The following is a 20022-nucleotide window of genomic DNA, read 5'->3' as shown; positions in this document are numbered from 1 at the left end:
AACACACCCTAGTTATTAATAGTCAACAGTTCGTCCCACAAAAAAGGATTTCTGCTTAATTTATCCCGTGACATAGACCAGTTGCGACCTGGCACATAACACGTACTTATACCGAGTTTTTTCTTTCCAAATTTTGTATGTACGTTATCTAGTGTTTTCATCAATTGTTCTTTCTTTTCTATAGCTTCAAAATCTGTGAGTAAGTCATATGTATGACCAGCCTTCGGTTCTAGTCCAGTTAATATCACGCCGCACTTTTTATACTTAATACCTTCTTTATAAATATGAGAAACCATTTTTGTTGCGGCTTTTACGAAATCTAATGCACTATCTGTTGGCTGTGAAAATGCGCCAGTAATAGACTTATTATAAAATGGCGCACTATCGTCAAATGGGCTTGATTGGACAAATACAAGTAGACAACCACATAGTGACTCTTCATCACGCAACCGTTTACATGCTTCTTGTGCATGCATGGCTATTGCTTCTTGTAGGTCAATAAGTTCGGTAACTTTTGTTCCAAAGGAACATGATTTAATAATTTGTTTTTTTGATGGCGGGGTGTCTTCAATTTCAATGCATGAGATACCTTGCAGTTCGTAAATAGTTCTGGCCATGACGATAGAAAATTTCTTTTGCATCTCGCGCGGTTCTGCACATGCGAGATCTAAAACAGTGTTGATCCCCATGCTTTGCAACTTTTTTGAGTGCTTACGGCCGACGCCCCAAACTTCAGAAACGTCGATAAGCGAGAAGTAATATTCTTTATTGCAAGGATCCATATTAACGAGATCGCAAACGCTGTTAAAGCCGGCGTTTTTCTTTGCAATATGATTTGCGATCTTTGCTTCTGTTTTACTTCTGCCGATTCCGACACAGACAGGTAAGCCTAACCATTTCCAAATTTGTTGGCGCATTTGCTGACCAACTTTTTCTAAATCAAAGTTCTTCTCATAAGCGGTGAAATCAACAAAGCACTCATCAATAGAATAGGGTTCAACTTCTTCTTCAGTAACGTATGAGCCAAGAATCTTGTGAAAGCGCCGTGACATTTCTGCATACATTGCATAGTTGCTTGAAAGAACGATTACGTTATGTTGCTGAACAATGTCTTTAACTTGAAAAAGAGGCACACCCATTTTAATGCCTAAAGCTTTTGATTCATTACTACGAGCAACGGCGCACCCATCGTTATTGCTAAGCACAATAACAGGCTTATCATTCAAAGATGGGTCAAAGACTCTCTCACATGAGACGTACATGTTATTTACATCGATGAGAAAAAATACTTTATTCTCATATTTCATGAATTAATGCCGTGTCATTTTGATGATATGAGTGACAACGCCCCAGATAATTAGTTCTTGGCCCTCTTGTAGATAGATATTTTTATATTCAGGATTCTCTGCTTTAAGCCATTGACCTTTTTCATCGATCATTAAACGTTTAACTGTGAATTCATTGTCAATTAGTGCAATAACAATATCGCCGTGTTTGGCATCAAGACTTCGATCTACAATCAATTCATCATCAATATCTATACCCGCATTGAGCATTGATAGTGATGCAACTTTCACAATAAACGTAGCGGTTTCATTTTTTATTAAGTGCTCGTTCATGTCGAGAGCTTTATCTACATAATCTTGTGCTGGGCTTGGGAAGCCTGCATTTATTTTTTCTAATGCGTAAGGGATAAGTAGATGAGTTGATGGTACAACTTGTTTGATTGATAAGGCCTCAGATAAAACAATACCTTGAGTAAGATAAGGCTTTATCTGGATAATGGATGGTGCAATTTCGCTCATATGTTTCCCCTAGCTTGATTTTGTAACATATTCAAGATGATATTCTAGAGATGAGCTTAAATTCAAATTTAAAAAGCTGTGGATAAACAAGTAGAAGTCAAAAATTGACGCAGTATCTGGCGCATTTGGTCGGAAATTCTGCAATTCTAAAAGGGTAAACCCTAATTATTGGTTAGAGACTTTAATTTATCCAACCACTTTGCATATGCTTCTGTTTGCTGAGGTAAATATTCATAATAATCATAAGTACCTTGTTCACCAGACATTACATGACCAATCATGAGTTGTGCAACATCACGCGATGTAAATGCACTGAAATTAGTACGAGCAGTTCTTCGTAGATCATGAAGCGACCAATGTTTCATGTGATAATCATGATGTCTTCTAAGGCGTTCCATTACATAACCAGGCAATGAATTTGAAGAACCATGGCTCATAGGGGTTGCTTCACTGTCATTAGTTAAGAAGTACTCACATGTGCTGTATTCAAAAGCCTCGACAATTAATGCCTCCATTTCAGGCAAAATAGGGCGAATAATTTCACGGCCAGTTTTCTTACCAGTCTTGTTGTTGATTACTGGTACGATCCAGACTTTTCTATTTAAATCAAAATCAGTCTTTTTAGCTTTTCTGAGTTCGCCATTTCTACAACCAAACATTAAACATAGTTTTAAGAAAATTTTGTTTTTAGGCAAAATATTTGATTCTTCAATAGCCATCAAAACCATCTTAATTTCTTCATCAGAAAGAAATCTTGTTCCTCTGTTTCGCTCTATACCTAGATCTTCCTTGGCATAGATGTCAGATAAAACATTTACCTCAAGTAATTGTCTTTTTTTGGCCCATTTTAGAACCTGTTTTGCATTCGTTAATACGCGATCTGCAATCGAAGGTACATCATCTGCTAATTCTTCAAGTAAGGCTAACCATTGTTGCAGAGTAATGCGCTCAACTGGTAAATCACCGATTTCAGGTATTACATGCTGCTCAAAAGTATTCTTAATTTGCTGGGCAGATGTTTTCTTCTTTAGACAATAACTTTCATACCAATCATTAAAGACATCTTCAAATGTGCTTGCATCGATGTATTTTTGCTGCTGTACACGAACCTCAACTTTAGGATTCATTCCCTTATCTAATAGTGAACGCATTTCACTAGCTTTTATACGTGCATCTTTGAGAGAGATATGAGGGTAGGTACCAAGGTCTAAACGTTCGGCTTTTCCAGCAAAACGGTACCGAAGCTGAAAAACAATTTTACCTTTAGGTGAGACTCTGACACTCATTGAGTCCCGATCTGCTATTTCTTCAACTTTATCACGTGCCTTGCCGTTATTAGCTTTCAGCCACACTTCAGTTAAAGCCATAGTCCACCTGTGTACATAATTTTGGTCAAGTAAGAGATAAGTACTAATATGTACACCAATGTGTACATAATTAATGAGACTTATTCTGTCCTAAAATGTCTTAGTATGTCTATATTAAAAACGATGGAAATATTGAGAAATAAGGCTTTTATTGTTGTTTTTGTCTTGGTGTGTCTTAGAGTGGCTAAATGGCATTAATTCTTTTGAACGATTAATGCCATAGTTGTTCCATATAAGCCATGACCCTGAGAGGCTTTTCAGGGTCAGTTACACAAAAAGTGAAGTCTTATTTTTGTTCAAGCCATGCAGGCAATGCTGCGATAACTTGTCCAAACTTCTCGTTAAGTGGCGCGCCACCTTGTGCTAAGTCAGGTTTACCACCACCTTTACCACCTAACTCGGTTGCTAGATGTTTGATGATGTCACCTGCTTTTAGAGTTGCAGTGTATTGTGATGCAACTGAAGCAAGTAGGCTGACTTTGTCACCCTCTACACCAGCTAACACAATAATTGCATTCTCTAATTTCGATTTAACACTGTCATGTAAGTTGCGAAGTGATTTTGCATCTACACCTTGAACAGTGGTAATAAGCGTTTGACGACCAGCAATGGTTTGTACCTGGTCAATCAATTCTGACGCTTGGAAGTTTGCCAATTTCTGATTGAGCTGTTCAATCTGCTTTTGTAATGCAGAAACCAATTCAACATTGGCTTGTACACGCTCAACAGTTTGGTCTTTCTGTGCTTTTAATAAGCCATTAATGTGCTGGATATCAGCATCAGTTTTTTGTACTACATCTAGCGCTTTAGTACCTGTAACAGCTTCAATACGACGTACACCAGCAGCTACACCACCTTCAGAAGTGATTTTGAATAAACCAATATCACCTGTACGTTTAACGTGGATACCACCACAAAGTTCAATTGAGAAGTTTTTCTCATCAATAATTGAACCCATAGAAAGTACACGTACTTCATCACCATATTTTTCACCGAACAACATCATGGCACCTTTAGCTTTTGCAGCCTCGATATCAAGAAGTTCGGTTGTTACAGCACTATTTGCAATAATTTCTGCATTCACTAAGCGCTCAACTTGTTGTAACTGTTCAAAAGTTACAGGTTGGTCATTAGCAAAGTCGAAACGTAAGATATCGCTTGCAACTAAAGAACCTTTTTGTTGTACATGTGAACCTAAGATTTGACGAAGGGCAGCATGTAATAGGTGAGTTGCAGAGTGGTTACGTGCAGTTGCTTCACGAATGTCTGCTTTAACAATCGCTTCAACATTTTGATCGGCTTTAAGACTACCAACGGTCACAATACCTTGATGAACAAAGGCACCACCTGACTTTTTAGTATCTTGAACTTCAAAAATACCAGTTTCATTTTTGAAGATACCAGTGTCGCCAATCTGACCACCACTTTCAGCATAGAAAGGAGTTTGGTTTAAAACGATAAGCGCTTCATCACCTTCAGAAACTTCATCAACTTGTACGCCATCTTTGTAGATCGCTACAATTTGACCTTGACCAGTGGTGTTGATGTAACCGTCAAACTGAGTTTCGCCTTCAACTTTTACAATGTTGTTGTAGTCAACTGCAAACTTACCAGCATCACGAGCACGTTGACGCTGTGCTGCCATTTCTACTTCAAAACCAGCTTCATCAATAATAAAGTCACGTTCACGTGCAATATCAGCAGTTAAGTCTGTCGGGAAGCCGTAAGTGTCGTAAAGTTTAAATACAGTGGCACCAGGAATCGTCTTATCTTTTAATTGAGCAAGCTCGCCTTCAAGTAGTTTTAAGCCTTGCTCAAGTGTTTTAGCAAACTGTTCTTCTTCACGAATTAAAGTTGCTTCAATCACATCTTTACGCGCTGCAAGCTCTGGATATGCATCACCCATAACTTCAATTAAAGGTTGCAACATTTTGTAGAAGAACGTACCAGTTGCACCAAGTTTATTACCGTGACGCACGGCGCGGCGGATAATACGGCGAAGTACATAACCGCGACCTTCATTACTTGGGTTTACACCATCAGCAATGAGGAAACAACATGAACGTGCATGGTCTGCAACAACACGTAAAGAAGGCTGACCTTGGTCTTCAATACCAATAATATTTGCAGCAGCTTTTAATAAGTGTTGGAACAGGTCAATATCGTAGTTTGAATTAACATGTTGCAATACAGCAGAAATACGTTCTAGTCCCATACCTGTATCAACAGATGGAGCAGGGAGAGGGTGAAGCACGCCATCAGCAGTACGGTTAAACTGCATGAAAACGTTGTTCCAGATTTCAATGAAACGGTCACCGTCTTCTTCAGGTGTGCCTGGTAAACCACCCCAAATGTGATCACCATGGTCAAAGAAAATTTCAGAACATGGACCACATGGGCCAGTATCACCCATTGCCCAGAAGTTGTCAGATGCGTATTTTTCGCCTTTATTATCACCAATACGGATAATACGTTCTGGCGCTAAACCGATTTCTTTGTTCCAGATGTCGTAAGCTTCGTCATCGGTGTGGTAAACCGTGGCATAAAGTTTATCTTTTGGTAAAGCAAGCCATTGTTCGCTGGTTAAAAATTCCCATGCGAATTTAAGCGCATCACGTTTGAAATAATCACCGAATGAGAAATTACCTAACATTTCAAAGAATGTATGGTGACGTGCAGTGTAGCCAACGTTGTCTAAGTCATTGTGTTTACCGCCAGCGCGTACACATTTTTGAGATGTAGTTGCACGCACGTAGTCACGTTTCTCAAGACCTAAAAAGCAGTCTTTAAACTGGTTCATCCCAGCATTTGTAAATAATAAAGTTGGGTCGTTGGCAGGAACAAGAGAACTCGACGCGACACGTGTATGCCCTTGCGTTTCAAAGTAGCGCAAAAATGCTTCACGAATTTCAGCAGATGTCATTAAACGAGTACTCACAACCAAGTCACTCCATATTTTCGAATTTGGCTAAATGTATCAATGCCTGTTTGTTTTATGCCAAACCTTGCATGTGATACGGGGCTTATTTTTTAAAAACGCTAAATTGTAGCGGAAAAACCCCACCGAACCAACGATTTTAAAAGGAATATCTTACAAAACTGTGATTTGGCTAAAAATCTATATTCAATTGGCCTTGACGTGCTTTACTATATGCCTTCTTTAGTTTGTAGTTTTGTTGATAAGGATAGGTCATGCAACGTATCGCCATTAATGGGTTTGGTCGGATTGGACGTAATGTTTTACGCGCCTGGTTCGAAAGCCCAAAACAATTTCATTTTGAAATCGTGGCGATTAACGATATAGCAGATGTCCAGACATTAGTGCATTTATTTAAATATGATTCTACGCACGGCCGCTTCAATGGAAATGTAGATATATTCATTGAAAATGAAAAAGTTTTTTTGAATATTCAGTCAAATCAACGAACGCTAAAAGTTGAGGTTTTAAAGCAGAAACCACCTGAACTTTTACCATGGTCTAGTTTAGATATCGATGTGGTACTTGAGTGTACAGGACTGTTCCGTTCTCATGCGGATGCGACACGTCATCTACAAGCAGGGGCGAAGCGGGTCATTATTGGGGCGGCACCTTTTGATCATGTTGACGCAGCCATTGTTTATGGTGTGAACCATAATGAAGTCAAAGTGACTGATCAGATCATATCAAGCGTTTCATGTACTACACAAGCTTTAGTTCCATTAGTCAAAATCATTGATGATGCTTTCGGTATTGAAACTGCGCTTATGACAGAAATTCATGCAGTGACAGCAGATCAATCTGTTCTTGACCACGCACATCGTGATTTACGTCGTGCTAGAGCTTCAGGGCAAAATATTATCCCGACCACATCTAGTGCACTCGGCGCATTAAAGCGTGTTATGCCTAAAATGGAAGACCGTATTGATGGTTATTCAATTCGTGTACCAACTATTAATGTGGCGGCAATTGACTTAACTTTTATCGCGCAATCTCCAATTACTGTGCATCACATTAATGAAATACTAATTAAAGCATCTCAAACAGACTATGCAGAAATTATGGCGGTAACAGATGAGCCATTAGTTTCGAGTGATTTCAATCATTCACCTTATTCACTCATCGTTGATTTAACTCAGACGATGGTCGTTGGCCATCAAGCTAAAGTATTCGCTTGGTACGATAATGAATGGGGCTATGCAAATCGTTTATTGGATCTGTGTGATTCTTTCTAAATTTAAAATACCTTAAGAAAGCTATTCAAAGATTAAATCTGGTTAATTGGCAACAAGGAGATAGCTCAGATATTGGCCCATTCTTTGGTCGAAGAACTTTTGTCTATGATATGAGTGAATGAGAATAAGGTATTGAATATTATTGTTAATTCATGAAATCTTCTTTTTGACTTTAGAGTTTATTAAGAAAGATTTATGCAAATTGTCAGGTGCATGGCACAAAGTATCATGCTACACTAAGAGAAATCGGGTGTGTTCCCGATTTTTTTATGTGGGGTCGTTCCACGTTGATCAGATTTTAGGCTTGAAATATGACCATTTCAGAGACATGGTTGCTGCCTGACGGGGTAGCAGATGTATTGCCGGAACAGGCGCAAGTCATTGAAAAACTTCGCCGTGAAGCTTTAGATTTCCTCGCGGTACGAGGTTATCAATTGGTATATACACCATTTATCGAATACATCGAATCGTTGTCTTCATTATCAGAATCAAATCAAGACTTAGATTTAGTAACTTTTAAGGTCATTGATCAGCTCTCAGGCCGTTTACTCGGTGTTCGTGCTGATATGACGCCACAAGTTGCACGTATCGATGCACATGTAAGACCAGTTGAAGGTGTTGCACGTTACTGTTATTCAGGGACTGTATTACATACTAAACCACAAAATTTTAATGCCACACGTGCACCTCTACAATTAGGTGCAGAGTTATACGGGCATGACAGTATCGAAGCTGATGTCGAAATGGTCGATGTTATGCTGGGGTTGATCGAGAACATCTATACTTTACAAGGCGCGCATTTAGATTTGGGTCATGTAGGGTTGTTCCGCAGTTTAGTAAAATGTGCTGGACTGTCAAAAAATGAAGAGCATGAGCTTTCAGATCTTTATCAAAGAAAAGCGTTACCAGAGTTAGCTGAATTTACTCAAAACCTCAATATGGGTTCTGATTTCTATGCACTTGGCCGCTATTCTAGTGATCTAGAAGCATTGCAGGCGAATTTAAGTGCAAACATCTTACAAGATGCTGAATTTAAGTCAGCATTAGATGCACTTAAAACGACACTTGCGCAAATTAAAGGCCGTTGGCCAAATCTCAATATCGGTATTGATGTTGTAGAGCTACGTAGTTATCACTATCACACTGGCTTAATGTATGCGGTCTATGCACCGAATCGAGCTGCGCCTTTAGCACAGGGTGGCCGTTATGATGGTATTGGTGAGCACTTTGGCCGCGCACGTCCTGCTACTGGCTTTAGTTGTGATTTATATGCCTTAGGTGCAAATCAGTTCGCGGAAATCGAAACTGTTGTTGCTCCAAAAGGCTCAGAACAGGATTTACTCTCAGCAATTTCGAATGCACGTGCTCAAGGTTTACGTGTGGTTCAATTGTTAGGTAATGATGATTTAAGTTCTATTCCATATGCGACCCATCAACTCGTGTCGCAAAATGGACAATGGAATATTAAAAAGATTTAATCGCCAACGGTAAATTTTTACTGGTGGTTTCCAATTTTAACAGCATGATGTAATGAGGCTATTATGGGCAAAAATGTTGTGGTACTTGGTACCCAATGGGGCGACGAAGGTAAAGGTAAAATCGTCGACCTGCTCACAGATCAGGCGGCTGCGGTAGTACGTTATCAAGGCGGACATAACGCAGGTCATACTCTTGTCGTAGGTGGTAAAAAGACTGTATTGCACCTCATTCCATCAGGCATTTTACGTGAAAACGTATTGTGCTTAATTGGTAATGGTGTAGTACTTTCACCAGCCGCGTTAATTGAAGAAATGGGAATTTTGGAAGCGGAAGGTGTTCCTGTTAAAGAACGTCTACGTATTTCTCCAAACTGTCCACTCATTTTGCCTAACCACATTGCACTTGATCAGGCACGTGAGAAAAAACGTGGTAATGCTAAAATCGGTACTACAGGTCGTGGTATTGGTCCTGCATACGAAGATAAAGTGGCTCGCCGTGCAGTGCGTGTTGCTGACCTTGTTCGTGGTGGTGCAGCGCTTGAAGAAAAACTCCAAGAAATGCTTGAGTTACATAACTTCCAGTTAACTCAGTTCTACGGTGTAGAAGCTGTTAAATTTGAAGATGTATTGGCTCTTTGCAACCAATGGCGTGAAGTGCTTGCTCCATTAGTGATTGATGTGACTAAAGTATTGCATGACTATCGCAAAGAAGGTAAGGCTGTAATGTTTGAAGGAGCTCAAGGCTCACTTCTAGACATCGACCACGGTACTTATCCGTATGTTACAAGTTCAAATACAACTGCTGGTGGCGTAAGCTCTGGTTCAGGTATGGGGCCTTTACATCTTGATTATGTATTAGGTATTACTAAAGCTTATACAACACGTGTAGGTGCTGGTCCATTCCCAACTGAATTGGTTTACGATGCAGCTGCTGATTCTGGTGATCCGATTGGTAAACACCTAGGTACAGTTGGTCATGAATTTGGTGCTTCTACTGGCCGTCAACGTCGTTGTGGTTGGTTTGATGCTGAAATTCTTCGCCGTTCTGTAGATGTAAACTCACTTTCAGGTATTTGCTTAACTAAACTTGACGTTTTAGATGGTTTGGAAGAAGTAAAAATCTGTGTAGGTTATGAAAATACAGATTCAGGTTGTGTAGGTTCTTCAGATGCAGTTTCTTTTGAATGCTTGAAGCCAATCTATGAAACTATGCCTGGTTGGAGCGAGTCGACTGTTGGTTTAACTAGTATCGATCAATTACCAGCAAATGCTTTGGCTTATGTTAAGCGTATTGAACAATTAATCGAATGTCCGATTGATATCGTTTCAACTGGTCCAGATCGTGCAGAAACAATTGTTTTACGTCATCCATTCTCTGCTTAATTAGCAAAGATTAAAAAGGCCTCCTGAAAGGGGGCTTTTTTTATACCCGACTAAAGTGCAGTTTTCGTTTTATTAGATTCAGATTAAAACGTTATATATAGATAAGGAAGGATGGGCTCAGGATGAAGCTGCAACCAACTATTTCAAAAACAATTTTTATTCTTTTTTATTTGCTATTGGTGGTTCACCCACGCTGGCGATGTTGGTTATTTATGGACAGGAATATCATGAAGATTTCTTTATGACCGCTTTTATGAGCTTGTCGGTTTTGTTCGCATGTGTGTTAATTCCTGTAGTACTCATACAAAATAGTTATTTACTCTGGAAACGAGAAAGTCCTAATCTTGAAGAGAAAGTTAAAACCTTAAGTCATGTTTATTTGGGGTTAAATGTAATTTGTTTAATTTTCTGGATTTATTTGATGACTTTATCTACTTGATCGTTACATAAATACTATGATCATGAAGAAATGAGACATTCAAAGCATGAGTGGTATTTCTTATAATAAGTGCAAAAGAATAAACAGCTTTTTATCGATTTAGGTGATCCGTGTTATGAATAAAAAACTCTTTTTAAGCTTGTGTGCAGCAAGTGTGATGACCATTTCTGGCTGTGCAACAGTGGCGGACATGGCTGGTGCAGATACTGCAACCTTAAATGCTCAATCTGCTCAAGGTTTTAATAAGATGGTGCAGGAAGCACGTGGTAAGGGTGCTCTCGATACAAGCTCTAGTACATATAACCGTATTAATGCTGTATTCAACCGTTTAAAACCATATGCTAACCAGATGAATCAGACTGGTCAACCATTTAGTTGGCAGTTAGCGGTGTTGAAATCAGATACGATTAATGCTTACGTTGCACCTGGTGGCAAGGTAGTGTTCTATACAGGTATTGTGAATAAATTGAACCTGACAGATGCTGAAATTGCAGCTGTTATGGGACATGAAATGACACATGCTTTAGAAGAGCATGCAAAAAGTAAAATCGGTGCACAAGCTTTAACTGATTTAGCTCTAGGCATCGGTTTAAGCTATGCGGGTAATAACGTAGGCCAGCTTGGTACTGCTGCCGCTCAGTTAGGTACACAAGTGGGTGTGGGCTTACCATATTCTCGTAGCTTGGAAAGTCGTGCTGACCAAGGTGGTTTAATGTTGATGGCGCGCGCAGGCTATAATCCAAATGCAGCGATTACACTTTGGGAAAAAATGAATAAGCTTGAAGGTGGCGGTGGTTCATCATTCTTGTCTACTCACCCATCTAACTCACAACGTATTGGTGATATGCGTAAAAACTTACCTGCGGCAATGGCAGTTTATAATAGCCGTAAATAAGATATAAATTTTATATAGATAAAGAAAACGGATGCTTAAGCATCCGTTTTTTATTTAAGGAGCAGGGTTGGGCTGTTGGGTATGGATGGCCTCAATACCTTTTAGAACTTCACTTGGTAGTTCAATCTCAAATGCCTGAATATTTTCTTTGAGTTGATCTAAATTAGTGGCACCAATAATTGTGCTGGTCACAAAGAATTGTTGCTTAATAAAAGCTAAGGCCATTTGAGTTAAGCTTAGCCCATGCTTTTCTGCTAGCTGTGCGTATTGTTCAGTCGCCCATTCGCTTTGAGGGTTGCTGTAGCGGCTAAAGCGAGGGAATAGTGTTACACGAGCATTGGCGGGACGCGCACCATTTCTAAACTTACCCGTTAAGTAACCAAAAGCCAGAGGAGAGTAGGCGAGCAAGCCGACATCTTCATATTTAGCAATTTCTGACATACCTATTTCATAAGTGCGGTTAAGCAGGCTATATGGGTTTTGAACACTTACAAATTTACTGACACCTAGCTTTTCGGCCAAATGTAAAAATTTCATGGTGCCCCACGGGGTTTCATTTGATAAACCAATATAGCGAATGCGTCCGCGATTAATCTCTTCTTGTAGAGCAAGTAATGTTTCTTCTAGAGGTGTTGTGTCGTAATCATTTTCAGCTTGCTGATTACCATAAGCGAGCGTACCAAAAAAGTTAGTATGACGTTCAGGCCAATGCAGTTGATAAAGGTCGATATAGTCCGTTTGGAGGCGTTTAAGTGATCCATCTAGAGCTTTGGCAATATGGTCACTGTTAAAGCGTGTATTGCCTTCTCGGATGTGTGTTCCTCCAAAGCCAGGACCTGCAATTTTAGATGCGAGAAAGACTTTGTCACGTTGTCCATTTTGGGCAAACCAATTGCCAATAATCGTTTCAGTTGCGCCATAAGTTTCAGGTTTTGGTGGAACGGAATACATCTCTGCCGTATCCCAAAAATATAAACCATGTGCCAAGGCGTAATTGAGTTGTTCAAAAGCTTCTTGTTGGGAGTTTTGCTCACCAAATGTCATGGTGCCTAAACAAATTTCTGGAAGTTTAAGGCCTGTGCGACTAAGTGGGTTAAATTGCATACAGCGGAATCCTTGGAAATTTTGAGTTAGCCTAATGGAGAATATGTATTCAACTTAAATCATAAAATTAGAATAGTTTGTAAGTTTTGTGTATTAACTCATTGTTGCATATAAAAAAAGCAAACCGAAGTTTGCTTTTTATTAAAAATTTAATGAATATTATTCTTCATCGTCGTAGTCATCATCAGAAACAGTGTTTTCTTCTAATGATGCATCAAAAATAAGAATGGCTTTACCATCAGTTTGGATCATACCTTGATCTTCTAAGGTTTTGAGTACACGGCCAACCATCTCACGCGAACATCCAACAATACGGCCAATTTCTTGACGAGTAATGCGAATTTGACGACCGTTTGGCAAAATCATTGCTTCTGGTTGAGAAGATAGATCGATTAAACAACGTGCAATACGGCCAGACACATCAATGAACGCAAGATCTGTCATTTTACGAGTCGTATTTTTTAGACGGCGAACTAATTGTGCAAAAACAGCATAGCTTAAGTCTGGGTATTGTTTGCTAAGTTCGTGGAAGTTGTCATAAGAGATCTCTGCAATTTCACAGACATCACGAGTTCGAACTTCGGCTGTACGTTGAGGGTTCGGTTCGAAAAGCCCCATTTCCCCAAAGAAATCGCCCGGATTTAAATACGCAACAACAATTTCACGTTCATCATCTTCACGCAAAATAATTGAAACTGAGCCTTTTAAAATTAAATATAAAGATTTTGACTCTGTTCCGGCATCAACAATTGTGGTTCGTTTTGGATATCTGTTGATGTGAGCACGTTTTAACAATGCTTTAACGGATTCAGGTAGTTGCCCCGGAGATAAAGCATCTGTGCTGAGTTGTGAAAAATTTGAAGTCATGCTTAATATGTTCCGAATAGGGTAAACAATTCACACAAGCTCGAGATGAGCTATTACACAGAAGAGATGAAATTCCTTATCAACTCATTTTATGTTAGTGTACAAAACAAGGGCCTGTTGACATTTCACAGATGGTTGCAACATAAGACAATTCTTTTAGACGTACCAAATAAGAACTATGAAATTTAGCCATTCTAAATAAATAGATCTTAACAACGGAACGTACAAAATAACTTGGTCTTGCGCTATGCCTGCGCTGCTTTAATTGCAACTCAGATTATGGCTGAAATTTCACAAACTTTATTACAAAACTGGACAAAGGATTGCCATTGTCTGGGTTTTGCGTCTTATTTGGATTAATTTTTAGCTATAACGCAATCCATAGATGAAATGTCAACAGACCCTGCTTAAATTTATAATTTTTTTTGGGTAGTTGCAATGCAAACAAGTGTACATTGGCTAGAGAATGTTGCTTTTGAAGCGAAATCGGATAGTGGGCATAGTGTCATCATGGACGGCTCACCTGAGTATGGTGGTGAAAACCGTGGTCCACGTCCTATGGAACTGATATTAATGGGACTTGGTGGGTGTGCTTCGTTTGATATTGTGACTATTTTAAAGAAATCTCGCCAAGATGTGACGAATGTTGTATGTAATTTAAAAGCTGAGCGCGCTGACGCAATTCCGGCTGTGTTTACTAAAATCCACTTACATTTTGTGGTAACTGGTAAAGCTGTGAAAGAAAAGCAGGTTGCAAAAGCAGTTGAATTGTCTGCCGAGAAATATTGTTCAGCAAGTAAAATGCTTTCCGATGGTGGTGTTGAAATTACACATGACTTCGAAATTATTGAAGCGGAATAAGGCCTTTTTTTGATAACTAGAAATTAAAAAAAGCTGACATGAGAGTTGGCTTTTTTTATTGTCAAAAATAACTAAAAAATAAAAGGAAGAATGAAAGTGAATATTCGTTCTGCTAAATCAAAAGATACTCAAGCTATATGTGATCTACTTAAACAGATGGGATACCCACAGCCTTTTGCTCTTATTCAAGAAAAATTTGAGATACTCCATAATGACGCTAACTCACAAATTTTGATTGCTGAAGAGAGGGGTAAAATTTATGGTTTTTTATCTCTCTACTTTATTCCGCAAATTGCCTTACAAGGTGACTTTGCCAAAATATGCTATCTGTGTGTTGATGAGAATATGCGTAGCAAAGGTGTAGGGCATTTACTCGTAAAGGAGGCTGAGCAACAAGCCAGACGCCGAGGGTGTGATCGAATGGAACTGCATTCAGGAATGCAAAGACCTTTGGCACATCAATTTTACCTAAGAGAAGGCTATGTCGAAGCGCCAAAGTATTTTCGTAAAGCTTTAAATTAACGAGCTGTATTTAGAAAAAGCTGAGGATCTACCCGAGCATTATTAAGGCTCATGCCCCAATGCAGATGAGGGCCTGTCACGCGTCCTGTTTTGCCTACTAAACCTAGTGTTTCTCCTTGGCGGATATGTTGGCCGTTCTCTACTTTAATTGCGCTTAAATGGCAGAACATGCTGACTAAGCCTTGGCCATGATCAATCAACACGGTTTGTCCATTAAAAAAATAAGATCCAGTTTGGATAACCACACCATCTGCGGGAGCAACAACTTTTTGCCCTACTGGCGCAGGAATATCTAGACCTGAGTGAGGCGCGCGTTCCTCGCCGTTAAAGAAGCGTTTTCTTCCAAAAGAGTTGCTAAATTTCCCTGAAGTCGGGCGTATAAATGTAGGTAGGGTTTGCCATGAGCTCTGTGTAAATGAGGTATACACATCATTTTGTTCTTTTGCTTCTTGAGCGTAGCGGTCTAATTGACTTTGGTTAGGGTTCACATAATCTTGGTTCGTGACTTTAATCCGTTGTTCTGCGTAAGGATAAGACTTAACTTCTATTTGAATCGGGGCTTTATTTGTGTCGAGTTGAATACTGCCGATTGGAGTAGATAATGGAATGCCAAGCACGGCATAACGTTGCTGACCTTCTTGGCTAATTAAAACAGGCTTTTGTTGAAAAGTGACCTGAGTAATATCAGTAGTTAGAGGAACAACTGCAATTCCACCAGGTCGTCTAGAGTCTTGGGGGAGCTGAGCGATTGCCAGTGCCGAAGTAAAAAGACAAGTTGTTGTTAATATAATATGTTTAAAGTGCATTTTTCATTTCAAAACGAGTAGGAAACTAGCAAGATAAACTAAAGCTTAATTACTAAATTCTCAATGAAGACTTTGTGAAAAGCGTAGTAAGAATAAGCATGAATCTAAATATTCAAGCATTTTAATAAAATGTAGCTGAACTGTACTTGAAATATATACAAAACAATCCCATATTATAATGGAGTTTTACTCACTGTTATTTTTATAACATTATGAAAAATATATAAAAATTTATTTGAAATTCGAAGAAGTGTTCCCATCTATTAGACAAGTACAAATTTGTTGTGAGGAATAACAAGAATGCGTTTTGAGAAATTTACAAACCGCTTGCAGCAAGCCCTCTCAGATGCTCAATCTTTAGCGATGGGTAAAGACCATACCGCTATCGCAGGTATTCATATTTTGTCTACCTTGTTAGAAGAGCCATCAAATATTAGTTTGTTGCAACAAGCAGGTGCACGGTTACCTGAACTTAAACAAAAGCTTGAGCAAGCTATAAAAGATGCGCCGACAATTGCCAATCCAACGGGTGATGTCAACTTAAACCCAGAAGCTGTGAAAGCACTTAATCTGGCAGACAGATATGCGCAAAAGGCAGGTGATGAATTTTTATCAACTGACTGGGTTTTATTAGGTTTGGCAGAGACCGGCGAAACTAAAAGTATTTTAAGTGCGGTAGGTGTAACTCCCGACAGCTTACGCAAAGTAATTGAACATATTCGAGGTAATGACAAAGTCATGAGTAATAATCACGAAGACCAACGTGACTCACTTAATAAATATACGATTGATTTAACAGAGCGTGCTTTATCTGGAAAACTTGATCCTGTCATTGGGCGTGACGATGAAATTCGCCGTACCATTCAGGTGTTATCGCGTCGTACCAAAAACAACCCTGTTCTTATTGGTGAGCCGGGCGTAGGTAAAACCGCTATTGTTGAAGGTTTGGCACAGCGTATTGTGAATGGTGAAGTGCCAGAGGGATTAAAAAATAAACGTGTTTTATCCCTCGACTTAGGTTCATTACTGGCTGGTGCTAAATATCGTGGTGAGTTTGAAGAACGTTTAAAAGCTGTTTTAAAAGACTTGGCAAAACACGAAGGCGAAATCATCCTGTTTATTGATGAGTTACATACACTCGTAGGTGCAGGTAAAGGTGATGGCGCGATGGATGCAGGTAATATGTTAAAACCTGCGTTGGCTCGTGGTGAATTGCGCTGTGTGGGTGCGACCACCTTAGATGAATATCGTCAATATATTGAAAAAGATGCAGCTTTAGAGCGTCGTTTCCAAAAAGTGCTAGTTGATGAGCCAAGTGTTGAAGATACGATTGCAATTTTACGTGGACTCAAAGAAAAATATGCCACTCACCATGGTGTGCAAATTTTAGACTCTGCGATTATTGCTGCGGCGAAAATGTCTCATCGTTACATCACTGATCGTCAATTACCAGACAAGGCAATTGATTTGATTGATGAGGCAGCTTCTCGTATAAAAATGGAGATTGACTCTAAACCTGAAGCACTCGATAAGCTCGATCGTCGTTTAATCCAGTTGAAAATGCAATTGGAAGCTGTGAAAAAAGATGAAGATGTCGGCAGTAAAGCTGAAGTCACTCATCTTGAAAAACAGATTGCTGAAGTCGAGAAAGAATACAACGATCTTGAAGAAATCTGGAAGTCTGAAAAAACTTTGGTAGAAGGTACTAAACAGGCTCAGGTGGAACTTGATAAAGCACGTATTGCTTTTGAGAAAGCTCAGCGTGAAGGCGATTTGGCTGAAGCAGCACGTTTACAGTATGGTGTAATTCCAGAGTTACAAAAACAACTGGAGCAAGATGAAGTTGCAGAAGAGAACGAAGAGCCAAAACTCATTCGTACTAAAGTGACTGAAAATGAAATTGCCGAAGTTGTTAGTGCTGCGACAGGTATCCCGGTTGCTAAAATGATGCAAGGCGAGCGTGAAAAACTTCTTAATATGGAAGAGTTTTTACATGACCGTGTTGTAGGGCAAGATGAAGCAGTTGTTGCAGTGTCTAATGCAGTACGCCGTTCACGTGCCGGTTTGTCTGACCCGAATCGTCCAAGTGGATCATTCTTGTTCTTGGGTCCAACAGGTGTTGGTAAAACAGAGTTGACTAAAGCTTTAGCTAACTTCTTGTTTGACAGTGATGATGCCATGATTCGTATCGACATGAGTGAATTCATGGAGAAACATTCTGTTAGCCGTTTGGTTGGTGCACCTCCAGGATATGTCGGTTATGAAGAAGGTGGTGTTTTAACTGAAGCTGTTCGCCGTAAGCCATATAGTGTGGTGTTGTTTGATGAGGTTGAAAAAGCACATCCAGATGTATTCAATATCTTGCTCCAGGTATTGGACGATGGCCGCTTAACCGATTCACAAGGTCGAGTAGTAGACTTTAAAAATACGGTAATTGTGATGACTTCGAACTTAGGTTCACAAGATGTACGTGAGCTAGGTGAGGGAGCAACAGACGATGAAGTGCGTACCATTGTAATGAATGCGGTAAGTCAGCATTTCCGTCCGGAATTTATTAACCGGATTGATGAGCTTGTGATTTTCCATTCACTCAAAAAAGCACAAATTCGTGGTATTGCCGATATTCAGTTGGATCGATTACGTTCGCGTCTTGTTGATCGTGACATGAGTCTAACTGTAGATGATACCGCTTTTGATTTATTGATTGATGCTGGTTTCGATCCTGTCTATGGCGCGCGTCCATTAAAACGTGCTATTCAACAACAGATTGAAAACACATTAGCACAAAAAATCTTGTCGGGTGATTTTGTTGCAGGTGATACTATTCTAGTTAAAGGCGAAAATGGGCATTTAGTCTTCGATAAAATGAAACTCAGCTAAGCTTTGTCTGCTAAAACCGAAAAGAGAATATGGAAACATATTCTCTTTTTTTATGGTGAATCAGTTTTTATGGTTGATGTGAGTAAAGCAATTATGGCATCTGAAACTTTCTGAGTTAATGTCTTTAACTTTTGTTCTGAGTGACCAGATAAAAAATAACGATAATGATAAATATGTTGTTGGTAAGAAATGCAAATAAAAAAGGTGCCCACAGGTTTTTCTGGGGTTTCACTTCCGCCAGATTTTAATAGCCCAGTACAACTGACAATAATATCAGCTTGTTGAAATAAGCTTTGACCCAGCCTACACATTTCCTCGGTGACTTGAGGTGACTCTGCTGTGTAAGTCTCTATTAACTTTGGATCGATATTTAAAATACTAATTTTAATGCTTGGGTCGTAGCTAACTAAGCCACCCAGTAAAATATCTGCACCACTATTTTTATGAATAGAAAACTGACTTGTTAAATAACCCGAACTCGCACTTTCAATAAAAGCAATTTTGAGCTGGCGATCTTCTAATAGTTGGCAGCACTGCTGAAGCATTATTTCACCTCGAATGGTGTTTATTTATAAATAGAATCGATTTACAGATAAATTATAAAATTACAGTAAGTGATTTAGCAGTGTCGTACAAGTCTGAGATAAAAATCTATAAAACAACTTGAATATTCACTAAATGCTTGTGTAATAGTTCAGGTTTTAAAATGATCAATGTTAATTGTCGGGAAGTCTATTTATAACATTGCGACATGTTTAAAAAATTGTTAATTTTGTTCGATATAACGAACAATAACAATTTAGGATAAATGCAATGAACAATAAACAAGGACCTGCGCTGTGTATTTTAGGTTGTATTATACTGATACCAATTAACGTATGGGGTGCGCAGCCTCTAAGTGAAGGGGCCTTAGCAACACAAACAGGGGCAGTAAATGCAGCTTTACCTGTGATTATTGCGAAAGCTCAAGACGATGCTAAGAAACCAATGATAGAACAACAACAAGCACGTCAGGTGTTAGGTGATAATTATTTACAGCAAGTTCGATGGGATGCACTTAGAACAAGTGTACTTTCACCTTATCAAGAACAAAAACAAAACCATGTTATCGATAGTAAAGAAAAGAAGAAACTGGAAATGATGGCATTACTTGGCAGAGTAAAACTTGAAGTGCGACATAAACCACCTAATTAATTTAAAGGGTTTATGGAGTATATAAAATTGTCATACCATCATCTTAACTTTGAAGATCGTACTGCATTAATGCTTGAGTCAAGAAAAGAAGGCTTTTCAGCCAGAAAATTTGCTGAACTCATTAAAAGACATCCTAGTACGATCTATCGTGAGCTTAAAAGAAATAGCATCAATGACGTTTATCAAGCTCGATATGCTTCTGATAACAC

The 20022-nt window shown here is 39.1% G+C and carries 18 protein-coding genes and 1 pseudogene; 11 read left to right on the top strand and 8 right to left on the bottom strand.

The features are described 5' to 3' along the window. Positions 1–8: 8 nt before the first annotated feature. The 4 genes from HMPREF0013_RS10050 to alaS form a co-directional block, all read right to left on the bottom strand. Positions 9–1307 carry a Y-family DNA polymerase gene (locus HMPREF0013_RS10050; protein ID WP_002121526.1) on the bottom strand — a complete coding sequence of 433 codons (1299 nt, stop codon included), beginning with the start codon at positions 1305–1307 and terminating at the stop codon, positions 9–11. A gap of 3 nt (positions 1308–1310) precedes the next feature. Beyond that, positions 1311–1805 (bottom strand): LexA family protein, encoded by a 495-nt coding sequence (locus HMPREF0013_RS10045; RefSeq protein ID WP_001289330.1) that lies wholly within the window; start codon positions 1803–1805, stop codon positions 1311–1313. A gap of 161 nt (positions 1806–1966) precedes the next feature. Continuing rightward, a complete protein-coding gene (locus tag HMPREF0013_RS10040) occupies positions 1967–3172 on the bottom strand; it encodes a tyrosine-type recombinase/integrase (protein ID WP_002121611.1) in 1206 nt (401 codons plus the stop codon). A 286-nt stretch (positions 3173–3458) separates the two neighbouring features. Beyond that, on the bottom strand, positions 3459–6095 hold the full coding sequence (gene alaS / locus HMPREF0013_RS10035) for an alanine--tRNA ligase (protein WP_005802693.1): 2637 nt from the start codon (positions 6093–6095) through the stop codon (positions 3459–3461). 269 nt (positions 6096–6364) lie between these two features. On the opposite strand from alaS, the gene HMPREF0013_RS10030 reads away from it, so the two are divergent. From HMPREF0013_RS10030 to HMPREF0013_RS10015, 5 genes and pseudogenes are all read left to right on the top strand, one after another. Continuing rightward, positions 6365–7384: a type I glyceraldehyde-3-phosphate dehydrogenase gene (locus HMPREF0013_RS10030; protein ID WP_002121544.1), complete on the top strand. Its 1020-nt coding sequence runs from the start codon at positions 6365–6367 to the stop codon at positions 7382–7384. 311 nt (positions 7385–7695) lie between these two features. Beyond that, a complete protein-coding gene (locus tag HMPREF0013_RS10025) occupies positions 7696–8862 on the top strand; it encodes an ATP phosphoribosyltransferase regulatory subunit (protein WP_002121550.1) in 1167 nt (388 codons plus the stop codon). Between the two features lie 63 nt (positions 8863–8925). Further along, positions 8926–10245, top strand: a complete 1320-nt coding sequence (locus HMPREF0013_RS10020; protein WP_002121613.1) for an adenylosuccinate synthase — start codon at positions 8926–8928, stop codon at positions 10243–10245. Positions 10246–10367: 122 nt separating this feature from the next. Next, positions 10368–10684: pseudogene (locus HMPREF0013_RS0105195) on the top strand (hypothetical protein). 115 nt (positions 10685–10799) lie between these two features. After that, complete coding sequence (locus HMPREF0013_RS10015) at positions 10800–11579, top strand: M48 family metallopeptidase (RefSeq protein WP_002121572.1); 780 nt, start codon at positions 10800–10802, stop codon at positions 11577–11579. Positions 11580–11633: 54 nt separating this feature from the next. Here HMPREF0013_RS10015 and HMPREF0013_RS10010 read toward each other — a convergent pair whose 3' ends face one another. Further along, positions 11634–12683 carry an NADP(H)-dependent aldo-keto reductase gene (locus tag HMPREF0013_RS10010; RefSeq protein WP_002121558.1) on the bottom strand — a complete coding sequence of 350 codons (1050 nt, stop codon included), beginning with the start codon at positions 12681–12683 and terminating at the stop codon, positions 11634–11636. Positions 12684–12842: 159 nt separating this feature from the next. Further along, entirely contained in the window at positions 12843–13550 is a 708-nt protein-coding gene (crp, locus tag HMPREF0013_RS10005) for a cAMP-activated global transcriptional regulator CRP (protein ID WP_005070320.1), read from the bottom strand. Between the two features lie 240 nt (positions 13551–13790). Between crp and HMPREF0013_RS24415 the strand changes: the two genes are divergently transcribed. The 3 genes from HMPREF0013_RS24415 (at position 13791) to HMPREF0013_RS09995 (ending at position 14933) form a co-directional block, all read left to right on the top strand. Next, complete coding sequence (locus HMPREF0013_RS24415) at positions 13791–13910, top strand: hypothetical protein (RefSeq protein WP_002121587.1); 120 nt, start codon at positions 13791–13793, stop codon at positions 13908–13910. A 78-nt stretch (positions 13911–13988) separates the two neighbouring features. Continuing rightward, positions 13989–14411 (top strand): OsmC family protein, encoded by a 423-nt coding sequence (locus tag HMPREF0013_RS10000; protein WP_002121528.1) that lies wholly within the window; start codon positions 13989–13991, stop codon positions 14409–14411. A gap of 96 nt (positions 14412–14507) precedes the next feature. Then, positions 14508–14933, top strand: a complete 426-nt coding sequence (locus HMPREF0013_RS09995) for a GNAT family N-acetyltransferase (RefSeq protein WP_005802684.1) — start codon at positions 14508–14510, stop codon at positions 14931–14933. On the opposite strand, the gene HMPREF0013_RS09990 is transcribed toward HMPREF0013_RS09995, so the two are convergent. Then, entirely contained in the window at positions 14930–15739 is an 810-nt protein-coding gene (locus HMPREF0013_RS09990) for a M23 family metallopeptidase (protein ID WP_002121535.1), read from the bottom strand. The genes HMPREF0013_RS09995 and HMPREF0013_RS09990 overlap by 4 nt on opposite strands. A gap of 300 nt (positions 15740–16039) precedes the next feature. On the opposite strand from HMPREF0013_RS09990, the gene clpB reads away from it, so the two are divergent. Continuing rightward, complete coding sequence (clpB, locus tag HMPREF0013_RS09985) at positions 16040–18619, top strand: ATP-dependent chaperone ClpB (protein WP_002121602.1); 2580 nt, start codon at positions 16040–16042, stop codon at positions 18617–18619. A gap of 50 nt (positions 18620–18669) precedes the next feature. Here the strand turns inward: clpB and HMPREF0013_RS09980 are convergent, their stop codons facing one another. Continuing rightward, entirely contained in the window at positions 18670–19164 is a 495-nt protein-coding gene (locus tag HMPREF0013_RS09980) for a CinA family protein (RefSeq protein WP_002121541.1), read from the bottom strand. A 268-nt stretch (positions 19165–19432) separates the two neighbouring features. Here HMPREF0013_RS09980 and HMPREF0013_RS09975 point away from each other — a divergent pair, with 268 nt between their 5' ends. Further along, entirely contained in the window at positions 19433–19813 is a 381-nt protein-coding gene (locus tag HMPREF0013_RS09975; protein WP_005802678.1) for a hypothetical protein, read from the top strand. A 69-nt stretch (positions 19814–19882) separates the two neighbouring features. Beyond that, positions 19883–20022, top strand: a 140-nt coding sequence (locus HMPREF0013_RS09970) for a helix-turn-helix domain-containing protein (protein WP_236753751.1), incomplete at its 3' end; no start/stop codon positions are given.

It is taken from the genome of Acinetobacter sp. SH024, assembly GCF_000163635.1.
GTDB lineage: Bacteria > Pseudomonadota > Gammaproteobacteria > Pseudomonadales > Moraxellaceae > Acinetobacter > Acinetobacter pittii.
Note: the sequence above shows the minus strand (reverse complement) of the source record. Positions and strands in the feature narration are given on the sequence as shown.